Source organism: Pseudorhodoferax sp. LjRoot39 (assembly GCF_964253035.1).
In the GTDB taxonomy this organism is placed as follows: Bacteria; Pseudomonadota; Gammaproteobacteria; order Burkholderiales; family Burkholderiaceae_C; genus Pseudorhodoferax.
In genome coordinates this window covers 4,439,772-4,461,590 of the sequence record NZ_CAXUQL020000001.1, presented here as the reverse complement: position 1 = coordinate 4,461,590, position 21,819 = coordinate 4,439,772, and the positions used below count along the sequence as shown (strand labels likewise).

The following is a 21,819-nucleotide window of genomic DNA, read 5'->3' as shown; positions in this document are numbered from 1 at the left end:
GGAGCCACCGTTCTGCGCCGAAACAGTATGCCATAGCTGGTGGCAACCCCAGGTCCTTCAAGGCCGGGCGCCGACCTCCTCGAAGCGGTCCAACCGGCGCAGGCCGCCGAAGGCCGCGGCCCAGCTGCCGACCACGCCCAGCGTGCACAGCCCGCCCGCCACGGCCGCGCCGACCGGCCCCAGCCAGGCCGCGCTGGTGCCGGCGCGGAACTCGCCGAGTTCGTTGGACGAGCCGATGAACAGCATGTTGACCGCCTGCACGCGCCCGCGCATGGCGTCCGGCGTGGAGAACTGCACCAGCGCGCCGCGGATGTAGACGCTCACCATGTCGGCCATGCCGGCCACCAGCAGTGCAACGAAGGACAGCCAGAACCCGTTTGACAGCGCGAACACCAGGTTGGCCACGCCGAACACGGCCACCGCGCCGAACATGGTTGCGCCCACGCGCCGGTTCAAGGGCCGCGCACTCAGGTACAGGCCCATGCCGACCTCGCCCACCGCCATGGCGCTGCGCAGTGCGCCCAGGCCCTGCGGCCCCACGTGCAGCACCTCGTGCGCGTAGATCGGCAGCAGCGCCACCACGCCGCCCAGCAACACGGCGAACAGGTCCAGCGAGATGCAGCCCAGGATCACGGGCCGCGAGCGGATGAAGGCGATGCCTTCGGCAAAACGGGTCCAGATCGTGCCGCCCACGACGCCTGGCGCGGCGTGCGCCACCGTCACGTAGCGCAGCAGCACCGCCCCGAGCACGAAGCAGCCCAGGCACACCAGGTAGGTCAGCTCGCCGCCGCCCAGTGCATAGAGCAACCCGCCCAGAAACGGCCCGGTGATGGTGGCGCTGCGCATCAGCATGCTGTTGACGGCGATCGCCTGGGCCAGTTGCTCGCGCGGCACGATCTGCGGCAGCAGGCTCTGCAGCGCCGGCCCGGCAAAGGCACGCGCGCAGCCGTACAGTACCAGCACCGCGTAGATGGACGAGACGCCGGCTACACCATGGCCCGACAGCCACCACAGCAGCGCGCTGCACAGCGCCGAGACCACCCAGGCCGTGGCCAGGATCGGGCGGCGCGCAAAGCGGTCCATGAGGTCGCCAGCCGGCAGCAACAAGCACAGCATGGGGATGAACTGGGCCAGGCCCACATACGCCAGGGCCAGGGGCTCGCGCGTGAGGTCGTAGACCTGCCACGCCACGACCACGGCCTGCACCTGGGTGGCCAGCACGGCGGCCACGCGCGCAGCCATGAAGGCACGCATGCCGGGGTGGCGCAACACATGCGTTGCGGCGGAGGCAGAAGGAGGGGAAGAACGCACGAGACGGGCAAAGGAAAGCGCCCCGCGGGCGCCTTGAACAGCGCCGGCATTCTAGGCCGGGGGCGGGCGACGCCGGGGCGCGGTGCACGCCATGGTGCGCGGTTGCACGGCGCGCGTGCACGGTCGCACGGGTCCATGCAACCCGCCCCGACTTTTTGATCGGCCCGCGAGCAGCACACAGGGCGGACCGCGCCACAATGCGCATGGCACCGATATTGCTGAACCTGCCGTCGTTTGCCCCCAGAGGAGTCCCCCCACATGTTCCAACGCCGTCCCCTGATCCTTGCCGCCGCCGTCGCCACGCTGGCCCTACCCCCCTTCGCCTTGGCCCAGGCCAAGCTCAAGGTCGCCGCGGTCTACACCGTGCCCTTCGAGCAGCAATGGGTGGGCCGCATCCACAAGGCGCTCAAGGCGGCCGAAGCGCGTGGCGAGATCGAGTACAAGGCCACCGAGAACGTGGCCAACGCCGACTACGAGCGCGTGCTGCGCGAGTACGCCACGGCCGGCAACCAGCTCATCGTGGGCGAGGCCTTCGCAGTCGAGGCCGCGGCGCGCAAGGTGGCCAAGGACTTCCCCAAGACCATGTTCCTGATGGGCAGCTCGGGCAAGCCGCAGGCACCCAACTTCAGCGTGTTCGACAACTACATCCAGGAGCCGGCCTACCTCACGGGCATGGTGGCCGGCGGCATGACGAAGTCGAACAAGATCGGCCTGGTCGGCGGCTTCCCGATCCCCGAGGTCAACCGCCTCATGAACGCCTTCATGGCCGGCGCCAAGGAGATCAACCCCAAGGTGGAGTTCAGCGTGAGCTTCATCAACAGCTGGTTCGACCCACCCAAGGCCAAGGAAGCCGCCTTCGCCATGGTCGACAAGGGCGCGGACATCCTCTATGCGGAGCGCTTCGGTGTCAGCGATGCGGCCAAGGAGCGCAAGGTGCTGGCCATCGGCAACGTGATCGATACCCAGGCCCAGTATCCCGACACCGTGGTCGTCTCCGCGCTGTGGAATATGGAGCCCTCGATCGACCGCGCGCTCAAGCTCGTCAAGGATGGCCAGTTCAAGCCCGAGGACTACGGCGTCTACTCGCACATGCAGCACAAGGGCTCGGCGCTGTCGCCGCTCGGCAGCTTCGAGAAGAAGATCCCGGCCGATCTGGTGGCCAAGGTGCGCGCACGCGAGGCCGAGATCCTGGCCGGAAAGTTCACGGTCAAGATCGACGACGGCCAGCCCAAGTCCACGGCGAAGTGAACGATGGGTTCTGACGCGCCGACGGTGCTGCGCCTGGAAGGCATCACCAAGCGCTTTGGCAGCCTGGTCGCCAATGACGGCATCGCGCTGGAGCTGCGCCAGGGCGAGGTGCTCGCCCTTTTGGGCGAGAACGGCGCGGGCAAGTCCACGCTGATGTCCATCCTGTTTGGTCACTACACCGCCGACGCGGGCCGCATCGAGGTGTTCGGCCAGCCTCTGCCTGCCGGCAACCCGCGCGCGGCGCTGGCGGCCGGCGTGGGCATGGTGCACCAGCACTTCGCGCTGGCCGACAACCTGAGCGTGCTCGACAACATCGTCCTGGGCACCGAGCCGCTGTGGCGCCCGCTGTCGCGGCGCGCCGCCGCGCGCGCGCACCTGGTCGATGTGGCCCGGCGCTTCGGCCTGCCCGTGGACCCGGATGCGCGCGTGGGCGACCTGTCTGTGGGTGAGCGCCAGCGCGTGGAGATCCTCAAGGCCCTGTACCGCGGCGCGCGCATCCTGATCCTGGACGAGCCCACGGCCGTGCTCACGCCGCAGGAGAGCGAGCAGCTGTTCGACGCGCTGGCTGAAATGGTCGCCCAGGGCCTGGCCATCATCTTCATCAGCCACAAGCTCGGCGAGGTGCTGCGCGTGTCGCACCGCGTGGCCGTGCTGCGCCACGGCAAGCTCGTGGCCGAGGGCCGCACCGCCGATTGCGACCAGGCCCAGCTGGCGCGCTGGATGGTCGGCCATGCCGTGCAGCAGCGCGCGCGCCAGCCCGCCCAACGGGTCGGTGCCGTGGTCTGCGAACTGAGCGACATCAGCACCGCCGGCCATGGCAACGACCGCCTGCGCGGGCTCTCGCTGACGCTGCGCGCGGGCGAGATCACTGCGATCGCGGGCGTGTCCGGCAACGGCCAGGCCGCGCTGGCCGAGCTGCTGACCGGCATGCGCGCTGCCACCGCCGGCACGGCCACGCTGCAGGGCAAGCCCCTGCCGCAGACGCCGGGCGCGCTCGTGCAGCAGGGCGTGGCGCGCATCCCGGAAGACCGGCACGGCACGGGCGTGGTCGGCGACCTGCCGCAATGGGAGAACGCTGTCTCCGAACGCCTGCGCACGCCCACCTTCTCGCGTGCGCTGGCCGGCCTGCGCTGGATCCGCCAGCGCGCCGCCACTGCGCAGGCCCAGCGCATCGTGCAAACCTTCGACGTGCGTGGCGGCGGCCTGCACACCGCGGCCCGGTCGCTGTCGGGCGGCAACATGCAAAAACTCATCCTGGGCCGGGCGCTGCTGCCGACGGCCGACGCCACATGCCCCGCCGCCGGGCCGCCCCAAGGCGGGGCAGCCCCCTCGGGGGGCAGCGAACCACGCGCAGCGGGGAGCGTGGGGGCCACGGTCCCCGTCCCTTCTCTGATCGTCGTGCACCAGCCGACCTGGGGCCTGGACATCGGCGCCGTCGCCTTCGTGCAGCAACAGTTGATCGCCGCGCGCGACGCGGGCGCCGCGCTGCTGCTGATCTCCGACGACCTGGACGAAGTGCTCACGCTGGGCGACCGCGTGGCCGTGATGCACGCCGGCCACCTGGGACCGGCGCGGCCGGCCGAGGAATGGACGCGCGAGGCCATCGGCCTGGCGATGGCCGGCAGCACGGAGGCGGCATGAGGCTGGAACGTCGCCACGAAGTCTCGCGCGGCGCGCTGCTGCTGGCGCCCGTGGGGGCGGTCGCGTTCACGCTGCTGGTCGCCGCGCTGCTGGTGCTGTGGGCCGGTGCGCCGGTCGCACGCACCTACGGCCTGCTGCTGGCTGGCGGCTTCGGCTCGGTGTTCGCCTGGAGCGAGACGCTCACGCGCGCGATCCCGCTGATCCTGACCGGCCTGGCCGCCACCGTGGCCTTCAAGGCCAAACTGTTCAACATCGGCGCCGAGGGCCAGCTCTACGCGGGCGCCATCGCGGCCGTGGCGGTCGGCGGCCTGCACGGCGGCACCGGGCTGGAGTGGCCCGTGTGGCTGCTGTTCCCGCTCATGATGCTGGCCGCCGCGCTGGCCGGCGCCCTGCTGCTGCTGGGGCCGGCGCTCATGAAGAACAAGCTCGGCGTGGACGAGGTCGTCACCACGCTGCTGTTCAACTTCATCATGCTGCTGGCCGTGGGCGCGCTGCTCGACGGCCCCATGAAAGACCCACTGGCCATGGGCTGGCCGCAAAGCGTGGCGCTGCAACCCGACCTCGAACTCGCCAAGCTCGTCGCGCAGACGCGCGTGCACACCGGATTGCTGTGGGGCCTCGTGCTGGCCGTGCTGGTCTGGGCCATCTTCCGCTTCACGGTGCTGGGCTTCGACATCCGCGCCCTGGGCGCCAACCCGCGCGCGGCGGCCTTCGCGGGCGTGCCGGTCACGCGCACCGTGGTGCTCACCGCCCTGCTCTCGGGCGCGCTGGCCGGCCTGGCCGGTGCCATCGAGGTGGCGGGCCGCACCAGCTACGTGACGCTGGACATGTCGCCCAACTATGGCTACGCGGGCATCGTGATCGCCATGCTGGCCGGCCTGCACCCGTTGGGCGTGGTGGCCTCGGCCGTGTTCGTGGCCGGCGTGCTGGTCGGCGCCGACAGCATGAGCCGCGCCGTGGGCGTGCCGACCTACATCGCCGATGTGATCGTGGCCACCGCGCTGCTGGCGGTGCTGGTGGCGACGCTGCTCACGCAGTACAGGGTGCGCAAATGAGCGCCGCGCCGGGCCGCCCCAAGCAAGCTCGCTCCCGCTTGGCGGGACAGGCCGCAGGCCGAAGGGTGCATCAATGAGCGAGATCCTGGACATCCTGGGCAATGCTGCATTTTGGGTCGCGGTGCTGCGCATCGCCTCGCCGCTGATCCTCGGAACGCTGGGCGTGCTGCTGTGCGAGCGCGCTGGCGTGCTGAACCTGGGCATCGAGGGCATCATGGTCGCGGGCGCCTTCGCCGGCTGGCTGGCCGTGTACGCGGGCTGGCCGCTCTGGATCGGTGTGGCCGTCGCTGCGCTCACTGGCGCGGTGTTCGGCCTGCTGCACGCCTTCCTGACCGTGGGCCTGGCGCTGTCGCAGCACGTCTCGGGCCTGGGCATCACCATGCTGGCCACCGCGCTGTCGTACTACGGCTACCGCGTGAGCTTTCCAAAGGTGACGACACCACCCACTGTCGCGCCGTTCGCGCCCATGGACTGGCTGCCGATACCGGTGCTGAACGCGCAGACGCCGCTCACGCTGCTGGCCCTGCTGCTGGTGCCGCTGATCGCCTATGGGCTGTACCGCACGCCGGCGGGCCTGGCGCTGCGCATGGTCGGCGAGAACCCGCAGGCGGCCGAAGGTCAGGGCCTGTCGGTGGCACGCACGCGCACGGCGGCCATCGTGGCGGGCTCGGCGCTGATGGGCGTGGCGGGCAGCTTCCTCACGCTGTCGGCCTTCAACGCCTTCTTCTTCAACATGGTCAACGGCCGCGGCTGGATCTGCGTGGCGCTCGTGGTGTTCGCCTCCTGGCGCCCCGGCAAGGCGCTGCTGGGCGCGCTGCTGTTCGCGTTCTTCGACGCGCTGCAGCTGCGCCTGCAACAGTCGGGCGACGCACTGCTGCCCTACCAGCTGTACCTGATGCTGCCCTATGTGCTGTCCATCGTGGCGCTCATCGTGGTGGCGCGCAAGGCGGCCTATCCGCAGGCGCTCATGAAGCCTTACCGCAAGGGCGAGCGGTAGTCTTCCCCTGTCATCGGCCGGGCCAGGGCGCGTTCGCCACCGCGCACCTCCAGCGTGTCGTTGCGCTGGTGCAGGCTGCGCTGCTGCGGACGGCGCGCGCGCCCGGACTGATCAAATCCAGGCCTCGCTGTTCTTGCCGATGGTCTCGGCCAGTTGCTGCAGCATGGGCAGGTAGCGTCGGCGCAGCTCGGCCGGCGCGATGGCGCCCTTGGGAAAGACCATGTTCAGCGCCGCCAGCAGGCGCGGGCCGGCGAACACCGGCAACGCGATGGCGGCAAAGCCGGCTTCGCGGATCCATTCGCCCTCGTTGACCGAGTAGCCGCGCCGCTGCGTCGCCCGGACCATGCGCTTCACCGCCGCAGTGTCGCGGGCCTGATCGCCGATCCAGTCGTCGCGCACGCGCAGCAGCTCCAGCAGGCCCTCGCGTTCGACCTCTGCGCAGGCGCTCAGGTAGGCGCGGCCGATCGCCGTGGCGAGCAGCGGCAGCCGCTCGCCGATCATCGCGCGGTGTTGCGACAGCGTGCTCCAGCGGTGCGTGGATTCGCGCACCACCATGAAGCCGGCCTCCGCCGTGCCCAGGTCGCATGGCCACATCAGTTCGCGCGCAGCGGCCTGCATGGACGGAAGCGCCACCTTGCCGACCCAGGCCTCGTCCTCGAAGCCCTCGCTCAGACTGCGCACATCGAAAGTCAGGCAGTACTGGCCGTCGCGGTCGCCGGGGCGCACCAGGCCCAGCTGGCGCAGCGTCTCCAGCAGGCGCTTGGTCGTGGTGCGGTCCAGGCCGCAGATCCGCGCCAGTTCGCTGGTCGCGCCGATGCCGCCCGGCACGCGGTTCAGCGCGCGCAACACCTCCAGGCCGCGCGCCAGGCCGCGGACCTCCTTGTAGGGCGGGGATTGGGCTGTCAGGCGTGCGCGCATCTCGACTCCAAGGGTTAACCCTGATCAACCTGTGCACCAGGTGCACAGTGTTTACCACATCGACCCTGCCCAACAGAATTCTTTCCGAGTTGTGCCACCCACCCAGACCTACAGGAGACCGCCATGGAATCGACATCACAAGCATCCACCGGCCAGGACGCCGACGTTGTCATCATCGGCGCCGGCCCGGTCGGGCTGACCATCGCCAACACCCTGGGCCTGGCCGGCGTCAGCACGCTGGTGGTCGAGCGGCTGCCGCAGATCATCGACTACCCGCGCGCCATCGGCATCGACGACGAGTCGCTGCGCACGCTGCAGGCCATCGGCCTGGCCGAGCAGGTGCAGACCCACATCACGCCGGACCACTGGATGCGCTTCCTGACGGCCGATGGGCGATGCTTCGCCAGCATCGAGCCGCGCACCGACGAGTTCGGCTGGTCGCGCCGCAACGCCTTCATCCAACCGCAGGTCGATGCCATCCTGTACCAAGGCCTGCAGCGCTTCGCGCACGTCCGGTCGCGACTGGGCCAGGAGCTGACGGACATCGCCCAGGATGCCGGCGGCGTGTCGCTGGGCTTCAAGGCCGAAGACGGCACCGAGAGCCGGGTGCGCGCGCGCTACGTGGTGGCGGCCGACGGCGGCAACAGCTTCGTGCGGCGCACGCTGGGCGTGGCCTTCGAGGGCCGCACCAAACCCAACCAGTGGATCGTGGTGGACGTGCGCAACGACCCTCTGGGCACGCCGCACATCGACATGTGCTGCGACCCCGAACGCCCCTACGTCTCGGCCGCGCTGCCGCACGGCATCCGCCGCTTCGAGTTCATGGTGATGCCGGGCGAGACGGAAGAAGAGCTGTCCAGGCCCGAGAACATGGCCCGCCTGATGGCCAAGGTGGTGCCGCACCCGGACAAGCTGGACTACATCCGCAAGCGCGTCTACACCCACAACGCGCGCCTGGCCAGCACCTTCCGCGTGGGCCGCGTGCTGCTGGCCGGCGATGCCGCGCACATCATGCCGGTGTGGCAGGGCCAGGGCTACAACAGCGGCATGCGCGACGCCAGCAACCTGGCCTGGAAGCTGGCGCTGGTGGCGCAGGGCAAGTGCGGCGATGCCATGCTGGACAGCTACACCGACGAGCGCCGCGACCATGCGCGCGCGATGATCCACCTGTCCGAGGTGGCCGGCGACATCTTCGCGCCCGAGAGCGCCACCGCCGCCAAGGTGCGCGACCGGCTGATGCTGGCGCTGAACGCGGTGCCGCCGGTCAAGGCCTACTTCGCCGAAATGCGCTTCAAGCCCATGCCGCGCTACGAGAAGGGCGTGGTGCTGCTGCCCGAGCGCGCCGAGGCCGGCTCCGTGTTCGGCGGCCTGCTCGACCGCTCCGGCGACACGCCCATGGGGCGCCTGATCGGCCTGATGGCGCAGAAGAAGGAGTCGCTGTTCGGCCGGCTGATCAACGGCCTGGAGGCGCCGCTGCAGACGCCGGTGGGCCGCATGTTCATCCAGCCGCGCGTGACGCTGGCCGACGGCGCCAGCGTGCGCCTGGACGAGGCCATCGGCCTGAACTTCGCCATCATCGCCTGGGGCACGGACCCGACGCACGGCATGCGCCCGGCGGTGCGCGCGTTCTGGGAGCGCCTGGGCACGCGCTTCATCAAGGTCAAGCCGCTGGTGCAGATGGCCTACGCGGACGAGGCCGGCCCCGGCGTCACCACGCTGGGCGACACCCAGGGCCGCATCAAGGACTGGTTCACCGGGCAGAGCTGCTCCATCGCGGTCGTGCGGCCGGACCGCTTCGTCGCCGCCATGACCTCGCCGCACGGGATCGACGCGACCACCGCCCGGCTGGCGCAGCTGCTGCACGCCCCGCTGGAGGCTTGAAATGAAACCACCCCCGTTTGGACTTCTCACTTCGTGTAGAAGTCCCATCCCCCCTCAAGGGGGCGCACCCGGCGGCCTGGCAGAGCCAGTTCCGCGGCTGCGCTGGCATGGCCTGCTCCGCGGCCTTCTGAACCGCTGCTTGCGAGCCGGTTTCGTGTCCTGCGGGTGGCGCGCCAGCGCCGTGGAGAACTGAGATGGCCCGCGCGTTCCTGGGCATGTCCCACTCGCCGCTGCTGGGGCTGAACCCGCTCGACGCCGCCGTGCAGGCCGAGCTGCAGTGCGGCATCGCCCGTGCCCGCGAAGCCGTGCTGGCGTTCGACCCCGAGCTGGTCGTGCTGGTCGGCCCGGACCACTACAACGGCTTCTTCAACGAGCTGATGCCGCCGTTCTGCATCGGCAGCCAGTGCACCTCGGTCGGCGACTACCTCACGCCGGCCGGCACGCTGAACGTGGACGAAGCCGCCGCGCTGGGCCTGGCCACCTGGCTCATGGACCACGGCTTCGACCTGGCGCTGTCGCGCCGCATGCAGGTGGATCACGGCTTCGCCCAGGCGCTGCAGTTCATCTGGGGCGGCCTGGACACACCGCCCGTGCTGCCGGTGTTCCTGAACGCCGTGGCCCAGCCCGGCATCCCGCGGCTGCGGCGCTGCCGCCAGCTCGGCAGCGAGATCGGCCGCTTCCTGGACACGCTGCCGCGGCGCACGCTGCTGATCGGCTCGGGCGGCCTGTCGCACGAGCCGCCGGTGCCGACCATGGCCCACCCCGATTCCGCGGTGCGCGAGCGCATCACCGCCAGGCGCACGCCGACGCAGGACGAGCGCGATGCCAAGACCGAGCGCGTCAAGGCCGCCGGCATCGCACTGGCGCGCGGCGACGCCGGCATGAAGCCGCTGAACCCCGACTGGGACCGGCGCTGGATGGACGCGCTGGCCCGCGGCCGGCTGGACCTGCTGGTGCAGGACAGCGAGGCCTCCATCGAGCAGGCCGCCGGCCTGTCGGCCCACGAATCCAAGACCTGGCTGGTGGCGCGTGCCGCGCTGCCCGAAGACACCGAGCTGCCCTGCCCGCTGCGCCACTACCAGGCGATCCCGGCACTCATCGCCGGCTACGGAATCCTGTTTCTGCACACCACTTGAGGAGACGACGACATGAGCACCGAGCAAGACATTGCGCGATGGGCCGCGCGCCTGCGCGAAGCCGAAAGCAGCGGCCAGCCCATCGCCCCGCTGCGCGACGAGATCCCCGACGCCGACACGGCCTACCGCGTGCAGTTGGCCAACGTGCGCCATGCCACGGCGCAGGGCCGGCGCATCGTCGGCCGCAAGATCGGCCTGACCTCGCTGTCCGTGCAGCAGCAGCTGGGCGTGGACCAGCCCGACTTCGGCACGCTGTTCGCCGACATGGTCTACGGCGACGACGAGCCCCTGCCCTGGGCGCGCACGCTGCAGCCCAAGGTGGAGGCCGAGGTGGCGCTGGTGCTGGCACGCGATCTGGAGCGCGCCGACACCACGCTGGTCGAGCTGATCGGCGCCACCGCCTACGCGCTGCCGGCGGTGGAGATCGTGGGCAGCCGCATCGCCAACTGGAACATCCGCTTCATCGACACCGTGGCGGACAACGCCTCCAGCGGCCTGGTGGTACTGGGCGGCGTGCCGGTGGCCCTGAACGGCCTGGACCTCAAGACCTGCCCGATGCGCATGGAGCGCCGCGGCGAACTGGTCTCGCAGGGCCAGGGCTCGGCCTGCCTGGGCCATCCGCTGAACGCCGCCGTCTGGCTGGCGCGCAAGCTGGCCAGCCTGGGCCAGCCGCTCAGGGCCGGCGACCTGGTGCTGACCGGCGCGCTCGGGCCCATGGTCGCGGCCCAGCCGGGCGACCGCTTCGAGGCCCACATCGGCGGCCTGGGCACGGTCCACGTGCAGTTCGCAAGCTGATCGCCCCCCTTTTTCATTCCCCCCGGAGACACGCCCCATGCACTCTCGCCGTTCCCTGCTCGCCACCCTGGCCCTGGCCGCGTTGCCCGCGCTGGCCACCGCCCAGGACTTTCCGCAACGCACCGTGACGCTGGTCGTGCCGTTCCCGGCCGGCGGCATCACCGACCAGGTCGCCCGCGCCATGGCGCAGAAGATGGCCGACACGCTGGGCAAGCCCGTGATCGTCGACAACAAGCCGGGCGGCGGCGGGCAGATCGCCGCCGCGGCCGTGAAGAACGCAGCAGCCGACGGCCACACGGTGTTCATCGCCGCGACCGAGATGTTCGCCATCAACCAGAACCTGTACCGCAAGTTCTCCTACGACCCGGCCCGGGACTTCACGCCGGTGTCCTCGCTGATCGCCTCGCCGCTGGTGCTGGTGGTGCCGGCCAACAGCCCGCTGCACAGCGTGCAGGCGCTGGTGCAGGAGGCCAAGACGCGCAAGGGCGGGCTCAGCTTCGCCTCGCAGGGCATCGGCTCCATCGGCCACCTGCTGGGCGAGCTGTTCCGCGGCAAGGTCGGTGGCACGTACAGCCACGTGGGCTACAAGGGTTCGGCCCCGGCGCTGCAGGACGTGATGTCCGGCCAGGTCGACATGATGTTCGATCCGGTCATCACCACCGCGCCGCTGATCGCCGGCAAGCGACTCAAGCCCCTGGCCATCGCCGCCGCCAAGCGCTCGCCGCAGCTGCCCGACGTGCCCACGCTGGCCGAGCTGGGCATCCCCGGCGTGGACGCCGGCGTGTGGTTCGGCGCGGTGGCGCGGGCGGGCACGCCGGCCCCGGTGATCGCCCGGCTGAACCAGGCGTTCCAGAAGGCGCTGGGCGACCCCGAACTGCTCAAGCGCTTCTCCGACCAGGGCATGCAGGCCTTCCCGTCCAGCCCGGAGCAGTTCGGCCAGTTCATGCAGGCGGAAGTCGCGCGCTGGACGCCGCTGGTCCAGTCCAGCGGCGCCACCGTCGAATGACCCCCAACGAAAGCGACACCATGACCCGCAAACTCAAGGCTGCCATCGTCGGCAGCGGCAACATCGGCACGGATCTGATGATCAAGATCCTGCGCCATGGCCAGCACATCGAGATGGGCGCGATGGTCGGCATTGACCCCGCGTCCGACGGCCTGGCCCGCGCCGCCCGCATGAGCGTGGCCACCACGCACGAGGGCGTCGAGGGCCTCACGCGCCTGCCGGTGTTCCAGGACATCGACTTCGTGTTCGATGCCACCAGCGCCTCGGCCCACGTGAAGAACGACGCGTTCCTGCGCGGCCTCAAGCCCGGCATCCGCATGGTCGACCTGACGCCGGCGGCCATCGGCCCGTACTGCATCCCCGTGGTCAACGGCGACGCGCACCTGGACGCGCCGAACGTGAACATGGTCACCTGCGGCGGCCAGGCCACCATCCCCATGGTCGCTGCCGTCTCGCGCGTGGCCAAGGTGCACTATGGCGAGATCGTCGCCTCGATCTCCAGCAAGAGCGCCGGCCCCGGCACGCGCGCCAACATCGACGAGTTCACCGAGACCACCTCCAAGGCCATCGAGGCAGTGGGCGTTGCCGCCCGGGGCAAGGCCATCATCGTGCTGAACCCGGCCGAGCCGCCGCTGATCATGCGCGACACGGTCTACACGCTCTCGGAGTTCGTCGATCCGGCCCGCATCGAGGAATCGGTGGCGCGCATGGCGGCCGACGTGCAGTCCTACGTGCCGGGCTACCGGCTCAAGCAGCGCGTGCAGTTCGACCGCATCGAGGCCGACCGGCCGATCCGCATCCCGGGCGTCGGCGAGCGCATGAGCGGGCTGAAGACCTCCATCTTCCTGGAGGTCGAGGGCGCGGCCCACTACCTGCCGGCCTACGCCGGCAACCTGGACATCATGACCAGCGCCGGCCTGCGCACGGCCGAACGCATGGCCGCGCGGATGCTGCAAGCCGTGGCCGCCTGAAGGAGTACACACCATGACCGGCAAGAAGATCTACATCTCCGACGTGACGCTGCGCGACGGCAGCCACGCCATCCGCCACCAGTACAGCGTGGAGCAGGCCCGGCAGATCGCCCGGGCGCTGGACGAGGCCAGGGTCGACTCCATCGAGGTCGCCCACGGCGACGGGCTGCAGGGCGGCAGCTTCAACTACGGCTTCGGCGCCCACACCGACCTGGAGTGGATCGAGGCCGTGGCCAGCGTCGTGCAGCACGCGAAGATCGCCACGCTGCTGCTGCCCGGCATCGGCACCGTGCACGACCTGAAGGCGGCCTACGACGCCGGTGCGCGCATCGTGCGCGTGGCCACGCACTGCACCGAGGCCGACGTGGCGCGCCAGCACATCGAGTACGCACGCCACCTGGGCATGGAGGCCGTGGGCTTCCTGATGATGAGCCACATGCAGACGCCGCAGGGCCTGGCCCAGCAGGCCAAGCTGATGGAGAGCTACGGCGCCACCGTGTGCTACGTGGTGGACTCCGGCGGCGCGCTCTCCATGAACGACGTGCGCGACCGCTTCCGCGCCTTCAAGGACGTGCTCAAGCCCGAAACGCAGACCGGCATGCACGCCCACCACAACCTGAGCCTGGGCGTGGCCAACTCCATCGTGGCGGTGGAGGAAGGCTGCGACCGCGTGGACGCCAGCCTGGCCGGCATGGGCGCGGGCGCCGGCAACGCACCGCTGGAGGTCTTCATCGCCGCGGCCGAACGCATGGGCTGGGCCCATGGCACGGACCTGTACCGGCTGATGGACGCGGCCGACGACATCGTGCGCCCGCTGCAGGACCGCCCGGTGCGCGTGGACCGCGAGACGCTGGCGCTGGGCTATGCGGGCGTGTACTCCAGCTTCCTGCGCCACTCCGAGGTGGCCGCGAAGAAGTACGGCCTGAAGACCGTGGACATCCTGGTCGAGCTGGGCAGGCGCCGCATGGTCGGCGGCCAGGAGGACATGATCGTCGACGTGGCGCTGGACCTGCTGAAGGCCCAGGAGCACGAGCGCACACACGCCCAACCCGTGATGAGCGAGGCCGCCTGAGGCCGCCCGCAACCAGGAAACCGCCATGAACGCCACCACCGTCCTCACCGAGGAATCGACCAGCCACTTCGCCGACCTGCAGGTCGGCCAGGCCCGGCTGCGCATCCACTACAACGACGCGGGCCAGGGCGCCGAGACCGTCGTCATGCTGCACGGCTCGGGCCCCGGCGCCAGCGGCTGGGCCAACTTCAACCGCAACGTGCAGCCGCTGGTGGACGCCGGCTACCGCGTGGTGCTGATGGACTGCCCGGGCTGGAGCAAGAGCGACACCATCGTCAGCACCGGCTCGCGCTCGGACCTCAACGCCGACACGCTGGCGGCACTGCTCGCGCACCTGCAGATCGCCCGCGTGCACATCATCGGCAACTCCATGGGCGGCCACAGCGCCGTGGCCTTCGCGCTCAAGCATCCGCAGCGCGTCGGCAAGCTGGTGCTGATGGGCGGGGGCACCGGCGGGCCCAGCCAGTTCGTGCCCATGCCGACCGAGGGCATCAAGCTGATCGGCGCGCTGTACCGCGACCCGACCATCGAGAACTTGAAGCGCATGATGGCCGTGTTTGTCTACGACACCAGCAGCCTGACGGAGGAGCTGTACCAGGCGCGCCTGGACAACATGCTGAACCGGCGCGAGCACCTGGACAACTTCGTCAAGAGCAGCGCGGCCAACCCCAGGCAGTTTCCCGACTACGGCCACCGCCTCTCGGAGATCGCCGCCCCCACGCTGGTGATCTGGGGCCGCGACGACCGCTTCGTACCGCTGGACGTGGGCCTGCGGCTGGTCTGGGGGTTGCCGAATGCCGAGATGCACGTGTTCAGCCGCTGCGGACACTGGGCACAGTGGGAGCACGCGGACAAGTTCAACCGGATGGTGAAGGAGTTCCTGGCCGTGGGCTGAAGCCGTGCAGCATCGGCCAGGCCGAGCGCAGGTGGCGCGGCTGGCGGTGGTGCGCGCCATCGCAGGGACAATCGGCGGCATGCCCCATGCCGTCTCCCTCCTGCGCGCCGCGCGGCTCACGCACAGCGTCAAGCCCTTTCTCGCACGCCGCGGCTCGCGCAGCCCGCGCTGCGCCGGTTGCCGGCTGCTGCCAAGCCACTGCATCTGCGGCCTGCGGCCTGTGGTGCCCACGAACGCCGGCATGTGCCTGCTGATGGCCGACATCGAACCGCTCAAGCCCAGCAACACGGGCTGGCTGATTGCCGACATGGTGGCCGACACCTTCGCCTTCACCTGGGCGCGCACCGCCGTCGACCCGGCCCTGCTGGCGCTGCTGGCCGACCCGCAGTGGCAGCCGTATGTGGTGTTCCCGGGCGAGTACGCGGCGCCCGAGCGCGTGGTGCGTGCCGTGCAGTCGGACCCGGCCGCGCCGGCCCGGCGCCCGCTGTTCATCCTGCTGGACGGCACCTGGTCCGAGGCCCGCAAGATGTTCGGCAAGAGCCCCTACCTGGCCGGCCTGCCCGTGCTGAGCCTGGAGCCCGACCGGGCCTCCGGCTACAAGCTGCGCCGCTCGCGCCGCAACGACCACTTCTGCACCAGCGAGGTCGCCGCGCTGTGCCTGGCGCTGGCTGGCGAGACCGTGGCAGCCGAAACGCTGAACGCCTACCTGGACGTCTTCACCCACCACTACCTGCAGGCGCGCAACCAGCAGCCCGTAGACCCTGACAGCGCCGCGCACCAGCGGCTGCGCGAGGCGGCCGACGCCTCAGCCGCGCTGGCCTGAGTACGGCAGCAAGGCCTTGGCGGCCTCGATGCGCAAGGCCATGGGCGCGCCCTCGTCGTCCATGACCCGGCGCAGGAAGCGCACGGGATCGCCGCCCGCGTCCGGCGCCAGTGGCTGGGCCACCGGCGCGCTGCCGGCCAGCGTCTGCAGCGCAGCCTCGAACGCGGCCTTCTTCGTGACCGCGATGCCACGCAGCAGGCTGGCCTGGCCTTCCTCGTTGGGCGGAATGTCCAGCCAGGGCGTGTCGCCGAAGACCGGTGCGAGGTCGGGTGCAACGAAGGCCGACCAGTTGTCCATGCCGGCCTGGGCCGCGGGCACCGGCTGCGCGTGCTGCAGATCCAACGCGGGCAGCAGGAGCAGGCGCCGGGTATCGACCTCCGGCAGAAAGCGCCGCCGCAAACCATCGAGGAAGGCCTGGGCCTGCGCAGCGGTGATGGGCTCGGCCAACGAGAACCACAGCTGCATCGCATCCGTGCCCGACACCGCGATGGCCGGTGCCGGCAGGTCCAGTTCGGCCTGCACGCCCTGCCAGACGCGCGCGAGCAGTTCCCAGTCGGGCTGGCGCCGCAGCGCCATGACCAGGGCGCGCACCGTGCCATCCTGGCCGACCAGGCCGGCGGGCGCAGCGCCGGTACCTTCCTGGGCGGCAGGCCTGGAGAAATAAAGACGTTGGAGTTCCGAGCGCAGTTTGTTCATGGCGGGGGCGAGCTTACGCGTTCTGCCCCGCCCCAGCTCCGCGCGCCAGTGGCAAACCGGCCACATCCATGCGCGCACACAGCACCTGGCGGTGCGTGGAGTCGGTCACGTACAGCGTGCGCCGGTCAGCACCGCCGAAGGCGATGTTGGTGGTCGAGGCACCCGCCGCACCGCGCAGCACCTGCACCGGCTCGGCCCGGTGGTTGAGCACCCAGACACAACCGAGGCCCGGGTTGGCCACGAGCACCCTGCCCTGCGCATCCACCGCCAGCCCGTCCGGGCCGCTCGGGCCATAGATCGAATCTTTCTTGAAACCGATTGATGCGGCTTTGGGGATTCAGGCCAGGCTGTCGCCCCCGGCATGGCGTGCGAGCAAGGTGATGGGGCGCTGCGTGGCGAGACATGGCCGCTGTCGCGCCAGGTCGCCACCAGCCGGCGGCGCATGGTCAGAACCGGCAGCTCGACCTCGCGCAGCCCGGCGCCCGAGCAGCCCGCCTGCAGGTGCGGGCGCGAGATGAAGCTCAGCAGCCCGGTCTCGCCGATCAGCGCGGGCAGCGCCAGCAGCCGACCAGGCCGCGGCCGATGTCGCCGATCTCGCGCCGCGCGCTCTCCACGTCCAGCCGCGTGCGCTGGGCCCAGCGCCTGAGCGCATGGCCGGCGGCCGTGAGCTTGATGCCGCGGCCGGTCTTCTCGAACAGCGCGGCGCCGCAGGCCTCTTCCAGCCGGCGCACGCAGCTGCTCAAGGCGGGCTGGGTGCGGTGCAGGCGCTCGGCCGCGCGGCCCATGTGTTCGAGCTCGGCCGTGACTTCGAAATACTGGAGGTCGCGCAGGTCCAAAAGGGGGGCTCCGGGGGAAGGCAGGGTGGCTACAGCAGCTGTTCCGGCACGAAGGGCGTCAGCAGCCAGGTCTTCAGGCGCATCGAGAAGCTGGAATCGGGCTCGGTCGTGAGCACCATCTCACCCTCCAGGTCGTCGTCCACCGTCAGCCACTCGCAGCAGCTGCCATTGCCCGCCAGGCGCACGCGGTAGGCACTCTGCAGCTTGTCGATGTCGATCACGCGCAGCAGCTCGCGCGCCAGCTGCGGGCTCTGCACGATCACGCCCATCTCGGTGTTGATGCGGGCCGAGCGCGGGTCCAGGTTCATGGAGCCGATGAACAGGGTCTTGCGGTCGATCACCACGAGCTTGGCGTGCAGCCGCGCCTGCGAGCTGCCGAACAGCATGGACTGGCGCTTGTTCTTCATGACGCGGCTGGAGCTCAGCTCGTACAGGTCGATGCCCAGGCGCAGCATCTCGGGCCGGTACTGGCTGTAGCCGATGTGCACCGTGGGCTCGTCGGTGGAGGCCAGCGAATTCGTCAGGATCTGCAGCTTGAGCTTGCGCGCCGCCATCTCGCGCAGCCAGACCATGCCCGGCTTGCCCGGCACCAGGTAGGGCGAGGACACGATCACCTCGTCCTGCGCCATGCGCATGGCGTCCAGCACGTTGTAGGTCACGCTGTTCATGAGCAGCATGCCCTTGGCCTCCATGACCTTGTTGGGCGTGTCGGCCAGCGCGATCGCCGTGCCCCAGATCAGGCCGACCTGGCCGGCGTCCAGGTCTTCGCGGATCGGGCCGTAGCCCAGCACGTCGTTGGGGGGCAGCGCGGCGGGCAGCTGCGTCATCGCCGCGTTGGTGGCGATCTCGAACATGCTGCGCTGCGCCTCGGGCGAATGCGGGCTGGCGGCCACCATCTGCAGCGGGTAGACCGGGTCGCTGTTCCAGTAGCCGTCGAAGATTTTCGACAGGTCGGCCACGACCGCGCCCACGACGAAGGCATCGAGGTCGATGAAGTTGTCCAGCGCCCCGCGCAGGTAGTACTCGTTGGCCACGTTGCGCCCGCCGATGACGGCCATCGCGCCGTCGGCCACCATGAGCTTGTTGTGCATGCGGTGGTTGACGCGGTTCCAGTCGAACGACAGCACGAAGCGCGTGAGCTGCCCGGCCCCGCGCAGGCAGCAGAACGGGTTGAACAGCCGCAGCTCCACATTGGGGTGGCTGGCCAGCGCCAGCAGCAGGTCGTCCTCGCCCGAGGTGTACCAGTCGTCCAGCAGCAGCCGCACGCGCACGCCGCGCGCGGCGGCGTCGCGCAGCGCGCGCATGAGCAGGCGGCCGGTCTCGTCGTTCTGGATGTGGTAGTACTGCACGTCCAGCGTCTTCTGCGCGCGCTCGGCCAGCGTGAGCCGTGCGTCCAGCGAGTAGCTGCCCAGCGGCAGCAGCCGGAAACCCGAGAGCTCCGGCGAGGGAGTCGAGCGCAGCGCGATGCGGCCCAGCACGGTGTCGGCGCTGGCGGCGATGGCCTGGCTGGCTGGCGCATCGTCGGGCCTCTTCATGGGCAGCGCAGTGCAGCCAGCGAGCCAGGCGGCGCACAGCCAGAGCAGGACGAGACGCCAGGACGGATGGCTTGCATTCATGGCAGCACAGGATGGGTTGCAAAGGGAGCCGGACACGGCCGCAGCGTGCACGCCGCAGCCCGGCGCCGTATCATGCGCCGGCTCGCGTGCGGCGGGGCCCCGAAGGCCGGCGCCTGTCGCGCGCACGCCGCACTTGCCGAAGGGATCCGTCCATGCGCTCTGCCCTCTGCCTGGCTCTGGCCTGCACCGCCTCCACCGCGTTCGCCGCGCTCGACCTGGGCGACAAGGCGCCCGATTTCACCGCGCAAGCCGCCCTGGCCGGCCAGGTCTTCCCCTATTCGCTGCACCAGGAACTGGCCAAGGGCCCGGTGGTGCTGTACTTCTTTCCGATGGCGTTCTCGGAGGGTTGCTCCATCGAGGCGCACAACTTCGCCGAGGCCATCCCCGAGTTCAAGGCCCTGGGCGCCAGCGTGATCGGCGTCTCGCGCGACGAGATCGACACGCAGAAGCGCTTTTCGGTCTCGGCCTGCCGCGGCAAGTTCGCGGTGGCGGCCGATCCGGACCAGGCCATCATGAAGTCCTACGACGCGGTGCTGACGCTCAAGCCCGAGTACGCCAACCGCGTCTCCTACCTGATCGCGCCCGACGGCACCGTGGCCTACCAGTACACCAGCCTGAACTCGGACAAGCATGTCGAGAAGGTGCTGGGCGCGCTGCGCCAGTGGGCCGCCAAGCGGCCGCCGGCCAAGTAGCGCGGCGGCCATCCGCTACGCCAGCGCGAAGCGGAACACCGCGCCCGCCCCGGCGCGCGGCTCCAGCCGGATGTCGCTGCCGTGCAACAGCAGGATGCGCCGCACGATCATGAGGCCCAGCCCGCCACCGCGCTCGCCGCTGCTGGCGAAGGCCGGCCGCGTGAACAGCACCGGCTGCAGCTCGCGCGGGATGCCGGGGCCGGTGTCGGCCACCTCCACCTGCACCCCGCCGTCGCCGTGCAGCAGCCGCACGGCGATCTCGCCGCCCTCGGGCGTGTGGCGGATCGCGTTGTCCAGCAGGTTGGTCAGCACGCGTTCGATCATGCCGAGGTCGGCGTGGACCACCGGCAGGCCGGGCGCGATGTCGGCCACCAGCCGCTGGCGCCGGGCCTCGGCCGCCAGCTCGAACTTCTGGAACACGTCCTGCACCAGGTCGGCCAGCGCGAAGCGCTCCTTCTCGGGCTGGACCACGCCGTATTCCAGCCGCGCCAGCTCGAACAGCTCTTGCGCGAGCCGGCCGACCTTGCGGCTCTGGCCCAGCGCGATGTCCAGGTAGCGGCGGCGTTCGTCCGCGTCCAGCAGGTCGGCCTTCATGCGCAGCGTCTCCAGGTAGCCGTGCAGCGAGGTCAGCGGCGTGCGCAGGTCGTGCGAGATGTTGGCGAACAGCTCGCGGCGCTGCTGGTCCTGGGCCGACAGCGTCTTCCATTGCGCGTGCACGCGCTGGGCCATGCGCGCAAAGGCCTGGCCCAGCACGCCGATCTCGTCGCGGCGCCCGGCCACCGCGTCCAGCGCCGGAAATTCGCCCAGCGCATCCATGCCGCCGCGCTCCGCCTCCTGCACGGCCGCGGTCAGCCGGCGCAGCGGCCGCGTGATGAAGTGGAAGGCCACCAGCCCGGCCACCAGGCCCAGCAGCGCCACCAGCGCGATGGCCCACAGCGTGGTGCGCAGCGCCGAGCCGGCGGCCAGGCGCGCGCTGATGGCGTCGCGGTCCTCGCCCGACAGCACCACGTAGACGTAGCCGGCCGCACGCCCGTCCACCTGCAACGGCGCTGCGCTGAACACCTTGGCAGCGCCGGGGCTGCGCGGATCCTCGCCCAGCACGGGCAGCGCCGCGCCGGCCAGCAGGCGGCGCACCGGCGCCAGGTCGACGCGGGTGGACTTCAGGTGGCCCGGCGGCGCGGCCTGGCCCACGATGCGGCCGTCGCGGTCGAGCAGGTAGACCTCCACGCTCGGGTTCACGGCCATGAGCATGTCGAACAGCTTGCGCACGGCGGCGTCGTTCAGCCCGTCGGGCCGCATGAGTTCGGCATTGCCCGCGATGTGGGCGGCCAGGCCCAGCGACAGGCGTTGCGTCAGCTCGCGCTCGTGCCGCTCGCTGGTGGCCATCTGCAGCCAGGCCGATGCGGCCGAGCAGGCCAGCAGCAGCACCGCGAACACCAGCGAGAGGCGGCGCGACAGGGTCCAGCCAGCCAGGGCCTTCATGCGGCCTCCCCCGCTTCGGCGTCGCCCGCCACCAACCGGTAGCCCCGTCCCCACACCGTGAGGATGCGGCGCGGCTGCGCCGGGTCGGCCTCGATCTTGGTGCGCAGCCGGTTGATGTGGGTGTTGACGGTGTGCTCGTAGCCGTCGTGCTGGTAGCCCCAGACCTTGTTGAGCAGCTCCAGCCGCGAGAACACGCGGCCCGGGTGCCGCGCGAAGAAGTGCAGCAGGTCGAACTCGCGCGGCGTCAGTTCGATGGGCCTGCCGTCCACCTGCACCTCGCGCGAGACCGGGTCCAGCCCCACGGTACCCACCTCCAGCCGGCCGGCCTCCACGCGCGCATTGCGGGCCATGGCCTCGCTGCGCCGCAGCAGCGCACGCACGCGGGCCACGAGTTCGAGCACCGAGAAGGGCTTGGCCAGGTAGTCGTCGGCGCCCAGCTCCAGGCCCAGGATGCGGTGCACCTCGCTGGAGCGCGCACTCGTGATGATGATGGGCGTGTAGCGGGCCATGGCCCGCGCCGCGCGGCAGATCTCCAGCCCGTCCACGCCAGGCAGCATGAGGTCCAGCACCAGCGCGTCCCAGGCGCCGGTCTGCAGCGCCTTGAGGCCCGCATGGCCGTCGGCCGCGTGCGTCACGGCATAGCCCTCGTCGGCCAGGTGCATGCGCAGCAGCTCGGCGATGTGGGCGTCGTCCTCGACGATCAGTACGCGCTTGGGGATGTCCATGGGCCGGGATTGTGGAGCGAAGC

The 21,819-nt window shown here is 70.6% G+C and carries 20 protein-coding genes and 1 pseudogene; 13 read left to right on the top strand and 8 right to left on the bottom strand.

Translation table 11 applies throughout. The features are described from left to right. Positions 1-57 precede the first annotated feature (57 nt). On the bottom strand, positions 58-1,311 hold the full coding sequence (locus ACSQ4M_RS20700) for an MFS transporter (protein WP_436191303.1): 1,254 nt from the start codon (positions 1,309-1,311) through the stop codon (positions 58-60). A gap of 258 nt (positions 1,312-1,569) precedes the next feature. Here ACSQ4M_RS20700 and ACSQ4M_RS20695 point away from each other — a divergent pair, with 258 nt between their 5' ends. From ACSQ4M_RS20695 to ACSQ4M_RS20680, 4 genes are all read left to right on the top strand, one after another. Continuing rightward, a complete protein-coding gene (locus ACSQ4M_RS20695; RefSeq protein ID WP_436191302.1) occupies positions 1,570-2,559 on the top strand; it encodes a BMP family protein in 990 nt (329 codons plus the stop codon). Positions 2,560-2,562: 3 nt separating this feature from the next. Continuing rightward, complete coding sequence (locus tag ACSQ4M_RS20690; protein ID WP_436191301.1) at positions 2,563-4,200, top strand: ABC transporter ATP-binding protein; 1,638 nt, start codon at positions 2,563-2,565, stop codon at positions 4,198-4,200. Continuing rightward, on the top strand, positions 4,197-5,255 hold the full coding sequence (locus tag ACSQ4M_RS20685) for an ABC transporter permease (RefSeq protein ID WP_436191300.1): 1,059 nt from the start codon (positions 4,197-4,199) through the stop codon (positions 5,253-5,255). Before ACSQ4M_RS20690 ends, ACSQ4M_RS20685 begins: the two co-directional genes overlap by 4 nt. 73 nt (positions 5,256-5,328) lie before the next feature. Beyond that, complete coding sequence (locus ACSQ4M_RS20680; protein ID WP_436191299.1) at positions 5,329-6,252, top strand: ABC transporter permease; 924 nt, start codon at positions 5,329-5,331, stop codon at positions 6,250-6,252. A gap of 111 nt (positions 6,253-6,363) precedes the next feature. Here ACSQ4M_RS20680 and ACSQ4M_RS20675 read toward each other — a convergent pair whose 3' ends face one another. Then, entirely contained in the window at positions 6,364-7,170 is an 807-nt protein-coding gene (locus tag ACSQ4M_RS20675) for a DNA-binding transcriptional regulator (protein ID WP_436191298.1), read from the bottom strand. A gap of 123 nt (positions 7,171-7,293) precedes the next feature. On the opposite strand from ACSQ4M_RS20675, the gene mhpA reads away from it, so the two are divergent. The 8 genes from mhpA to ACSQ4M_RS20635 all read left to right on the top strand — a co-directional run bounded on the left by mhpA (position 7,294) and on the right by ACSQ4M_RS20635 (position 15,749). Next, positions 7,294-9,051, top strand: a complete 1,758-nt coding sequence (gene mhpA / locus ACSQ4M_RS20670) for a bifunctional 3-(3-hydroxy-phenyl)propionate/3-hydroxycinnamic acid hydroxylase (protein ID WP_436191297.1) — start codon at positions 7,294-7,296, stop codon at positions 9,049-9,051. Between the two features lie 194 nt (positions 9,052-9,245). After that, the gene (locus tag ACSQ4M_RS20665) at positions 9,246-10,187 is read left to right on the top strand and encodes a 3-carboxyethylcatechol 2,3-dioxygenase (RefSeq protein WP_436191296.1); all 942 of its coding nucleotides are present in this window, start codon (positions 9,246-9,248) and stop codon (positions 10,185-10,187) included. 12 nt (positions 10,188-10,199) lie between these two features. Beyond that, complete coding sequence (mhpD, locus tag ACSQ4M_RS20660) at positions 10,200-10,982, top strand: 2-keto-4-pentenoate hydratase (protein WP_436191295.1); 783 nt, start codon at positions 10,200-10,202, stop codon at positions 10,980-10,982. A gap of 37 nt (positions 10,983-11,019) precedes the next feature. After that, complete coding sequence (locus ACSQ4M_RS20655) at positions 11,020-11,988, top strand: Bug family tripartite tricarboxylate transporter substrate binding protein (protein WP_436191294.1); 969 nt, start codon at positions 11,020-11,022, stop codon at positions 11,986-11,988. A 20-nt stretch (positions 11,989-12,008) separates the two neighbouring features. Next, on the top strand, positions 12,009-12,959 hold the full coding sequence (locus tag ACSQ4M_RS20650) for an acetaldehyde dehydrogenase (acetylating) (RefSeq protein WP_436191293.1): 951 nt from the start codon (positions 12,009-12,011) through the stop codon (positions 12,957-12,959). Between the two features lie 13 nt (positions 12,960-12,972). Next, positions 12,973-14,031, top strand: coding sequence for a 4-hydroxy-2-oxovalerate aldolase (gene dmpG, locus ACSQ4M_RS20645; RefSeq protein ID WP_436191292.1), 1,059 nt, complete (start codon positions 12,973-12,975; stop codon positions 14,029-14,031). A gap of 25 nt (positions 14,032-14,056) precedes the next feature. Further along, positions 14,057-14,926: an alpha/beta fold hydrolase gene (locus ACSQ4M_RS20640; protein ID WP_436191291.1), complete on the top strand. Its 870-nt coding sequence runs from the start codon at positions 14,057-14,059 to the stop codon at positions 14,924-14,926. 79 nt (positions 14,927-15,005) lie between these two features. Beyond that, positions 15,006-15,749 carry a tRNA-uridine aminocarboxypropyltransferase gene (locus tag ACSQ4M_RS20635; RefSeq protein WP_436191290.1) on the top strand — a complete coding sequence of 248 codons (744 nt, stop codon included), beginning with the start codon at positions 15,006-15,008 and terminating at the stop codon, positions 15,747-15,749. On the opposite strand, the gene ACSQ4M_RS20630 is transcribed toward ACSQ4M_RS20635, so the two are convergent. The 4 genes and pseudogenes from ACSQ4M_RS20630 to ACSQ4M_RS20615 form a co-directional block, all read right to left on the bottom strand. Continuing rightward, entirely contained in the window at positions 15,732-16,445 is a 714-nt protein-coding gene (locus ACSQ4M_RS20630) for a hypothetical protein (protein ID WP_436191289.1), read from the bottom strand. The genes ACSQ4M_RS20635 and ACSQ4M_RS20630 overlap by 18 nt on opposite strands. A 13-nt stretch (positions 16,446-16,458) precedes the next feature. Next, positions 16,459-16,740, bottom strand: a pseudogene (locus ACSQ4M_RS20625) (SMP-30/gluconolactonase/LRE family protein); the annotation flags it as partial. A 247-nt stretch (positions 16,741-16,987) separates the two neighbouring features. After that, on the bottom strand, positions 16,988-17,281 hold the full coding sequence (locus ACSQ4M_RS20620) for a LysR family transcriptional regulator (RefSeq protein ID WP_436191288.1): 294 nt from the start codon (positions 17,279-17,281) through the stop codon (positions 16,988-16,990). Positions 17,282-17,310: 29 nt separating this feature from the next. Continuing rightward, a complete protein-coding gene (locus tag ACSQ4M_RS20615; protein ID WP_436191287.1) occupies positions 17,311-18,897 on the bottom strand; it encodes a phospholipase D family protein in 1,587 nt (528 codons plus the stop codon). A 152-nt stretch (positions 18,898-19,049) separates the two neighbouring features. Between ACSQ4M_RS20615 and ACSQ4M_RS20610 the strand changes: the two genes are divergently transcribed. Next, positions 19,050-19,589: a peroxiredoxin gene (locus ACSQ4M_RS20610; RefSeq protein ID WP_436191286.1), complete on the top strand. Its 540-nt coding sequence runs from the start codon at positions 19,050-19,052 to the stop codon at positions 19,587-19,589. Positions 19,590-19,604: 15 nt separating this feature from the next. On the opposite strand, the gene ACSQ4M_RS20605 is transcribed toward ACSQ4M_RS20610, so the two are convergent. After that, a complete protein-coding gene (locus ACSQ4M_RS20605) occupies positions 19,605-21,071 on the bottom strand; it encodes an ATP-binding protein (protein ID WP_436191285.1) in 1,467 nt (488 codons plus the stop codon). Next, positions 21,068-21,796, bottom strand: coding sequence for a response regulator transcription factor (locus ACSQ4M_RS20600; protein ID WP_436191284.1), 729 nt, complete (start codon positions 21,794-21,796; stop codon positions 21,068-21,070). The genes ACSQ4M_RS20605 and ACSQ4M_RS20600 overlap by 4 nt, the downstream gene beginning before the upstream one ends. Positions 21,797-21,819 lie beyond the last annotated feature (23 nt).

Coding starts and splice junctions, on each gene's coding strand:
- ACSQ4M_RS20695 (WP_436191302.1), top strand. CDS start 1,570: ATGTTCCAACGCCGTCCCCTGATCCTTGCCGCCGCCGTCGCCACGCTG.
- ACSQ4M_RS20690 (WP_436191301.1), top strand. CDS start 2,563: ATGGGTTCTGACGCGCCGACGGTGCTGCGCCTGGAAGGCATCACCAAG.
- ACSQ4M_RS20685 (WP_436191300.1), top strand. CDS start 4,197: ATGAGGCTGGAACGTCGCCACGAAGTCTCGCGCGGCGCGCTGCTGCTG.
- ACSQ4M_RS20680 (WP_436191299.1), top strand. CDS start 5,329: ATGAGCGAGATCCTGGACATCCTGGGCAATGCTGCATTTTGGGTCGCG.
- ACSQ4M_RS20675 (WP_436191298.1), bottom strand. CDS start 7,170: ATGCGCGCACGCCTGACAGCCCAATCCCCGCCCTACAAGGAGGTCCGC.
- mhpA (WP_436191297.1), top strand. CDS start 7,294: ATGGAATCGACATCACAAGCATCCACCGGCCAGGACGCCGACGTTGTC.
- ACSQ4M_RS20665 (WP_436191296.1), top strand. CDS start 9,246: ATGGCCCGCGCGTTCCTGGGCATGTCCCACTCGCCGCTGCTGGGGCTG.
- mhpD (WP_436191295.1), top strand. CDS start 10,200: ATGAGCACCGAGCAAGACATTGCGCGATGGGCCGCGCGCCTGCGCGAA.
- ACSQ4M_RS20655 (WP_436191294.1), top strand. CDS start 11,020: ATGCACTCTCGCCGTTCCCTGCTCGCCACCCTGGCCCTGGCCGCGTTG.
- ACSQ4M_RS20650 (WP_436191293.1), top strand. CDS start 12,009: ATGACCCGCAAACTCAAGGCTGCCATCGTCGGCAGCGGCAACATCGGC.
- dmpG (WP_436191292.1), top strand. CDS start 12,973: ATGACCGGCAAGAAGATCTACATCTCCGACGTGACGCTGCGCGACGGC.
- ACSQ4M_RS20640 (WP_436191291.1), top strand. CDS start 14,057: ATGAACGCCACCACCGTCCTCACCGAGGAATCGACCAGCCACTTCGCC.
- ACSQ4M_RS20635 (WP_436191290.1), top strand. CDS start 15,006: ATGCCCCATGCCGTCTCCCTCCTGCGCGCCGCGCGGCTCACGCACAGC.
- ACSQ4M_RS20630 (WP_436191289.1), bottom strand. CDS start 16,445: ATGAACAAACTGCGCTCGGAACTCCAACGTCTTTATTTCTCCAGGCCT.
- ACSQ4M_RS20615 (WP_436191287.1), bottom strand. CDS start 18,897: ATGAATGCAAGCCATCCGTCCTGGCGTCTCGTCCTGCTCTGGCTGTGC.
- ACSQ4M_RS20610 (WP_436191286.1), top strand. CDS start 19,050: ATGCGCTCTGCCCTCTGCCTGGCTCTGGCCTGCACCGCCTCCACCGCG.
- ACSQ4M_RS20605 (WP_436191285.1), bottom strand. CDS start 21,071: ATGAAGGCCCTGGCTGGCTGGACCCTGTCGCGCCGCCTCTCGCTGGTG.
- ACSQ4M_RS20600 (WP_436191284.1), bottom strand. CDS start 21,796: ATGGACATCCCCAAGCGCGTACTGATCGTCGAGGACGACGCCCACATC.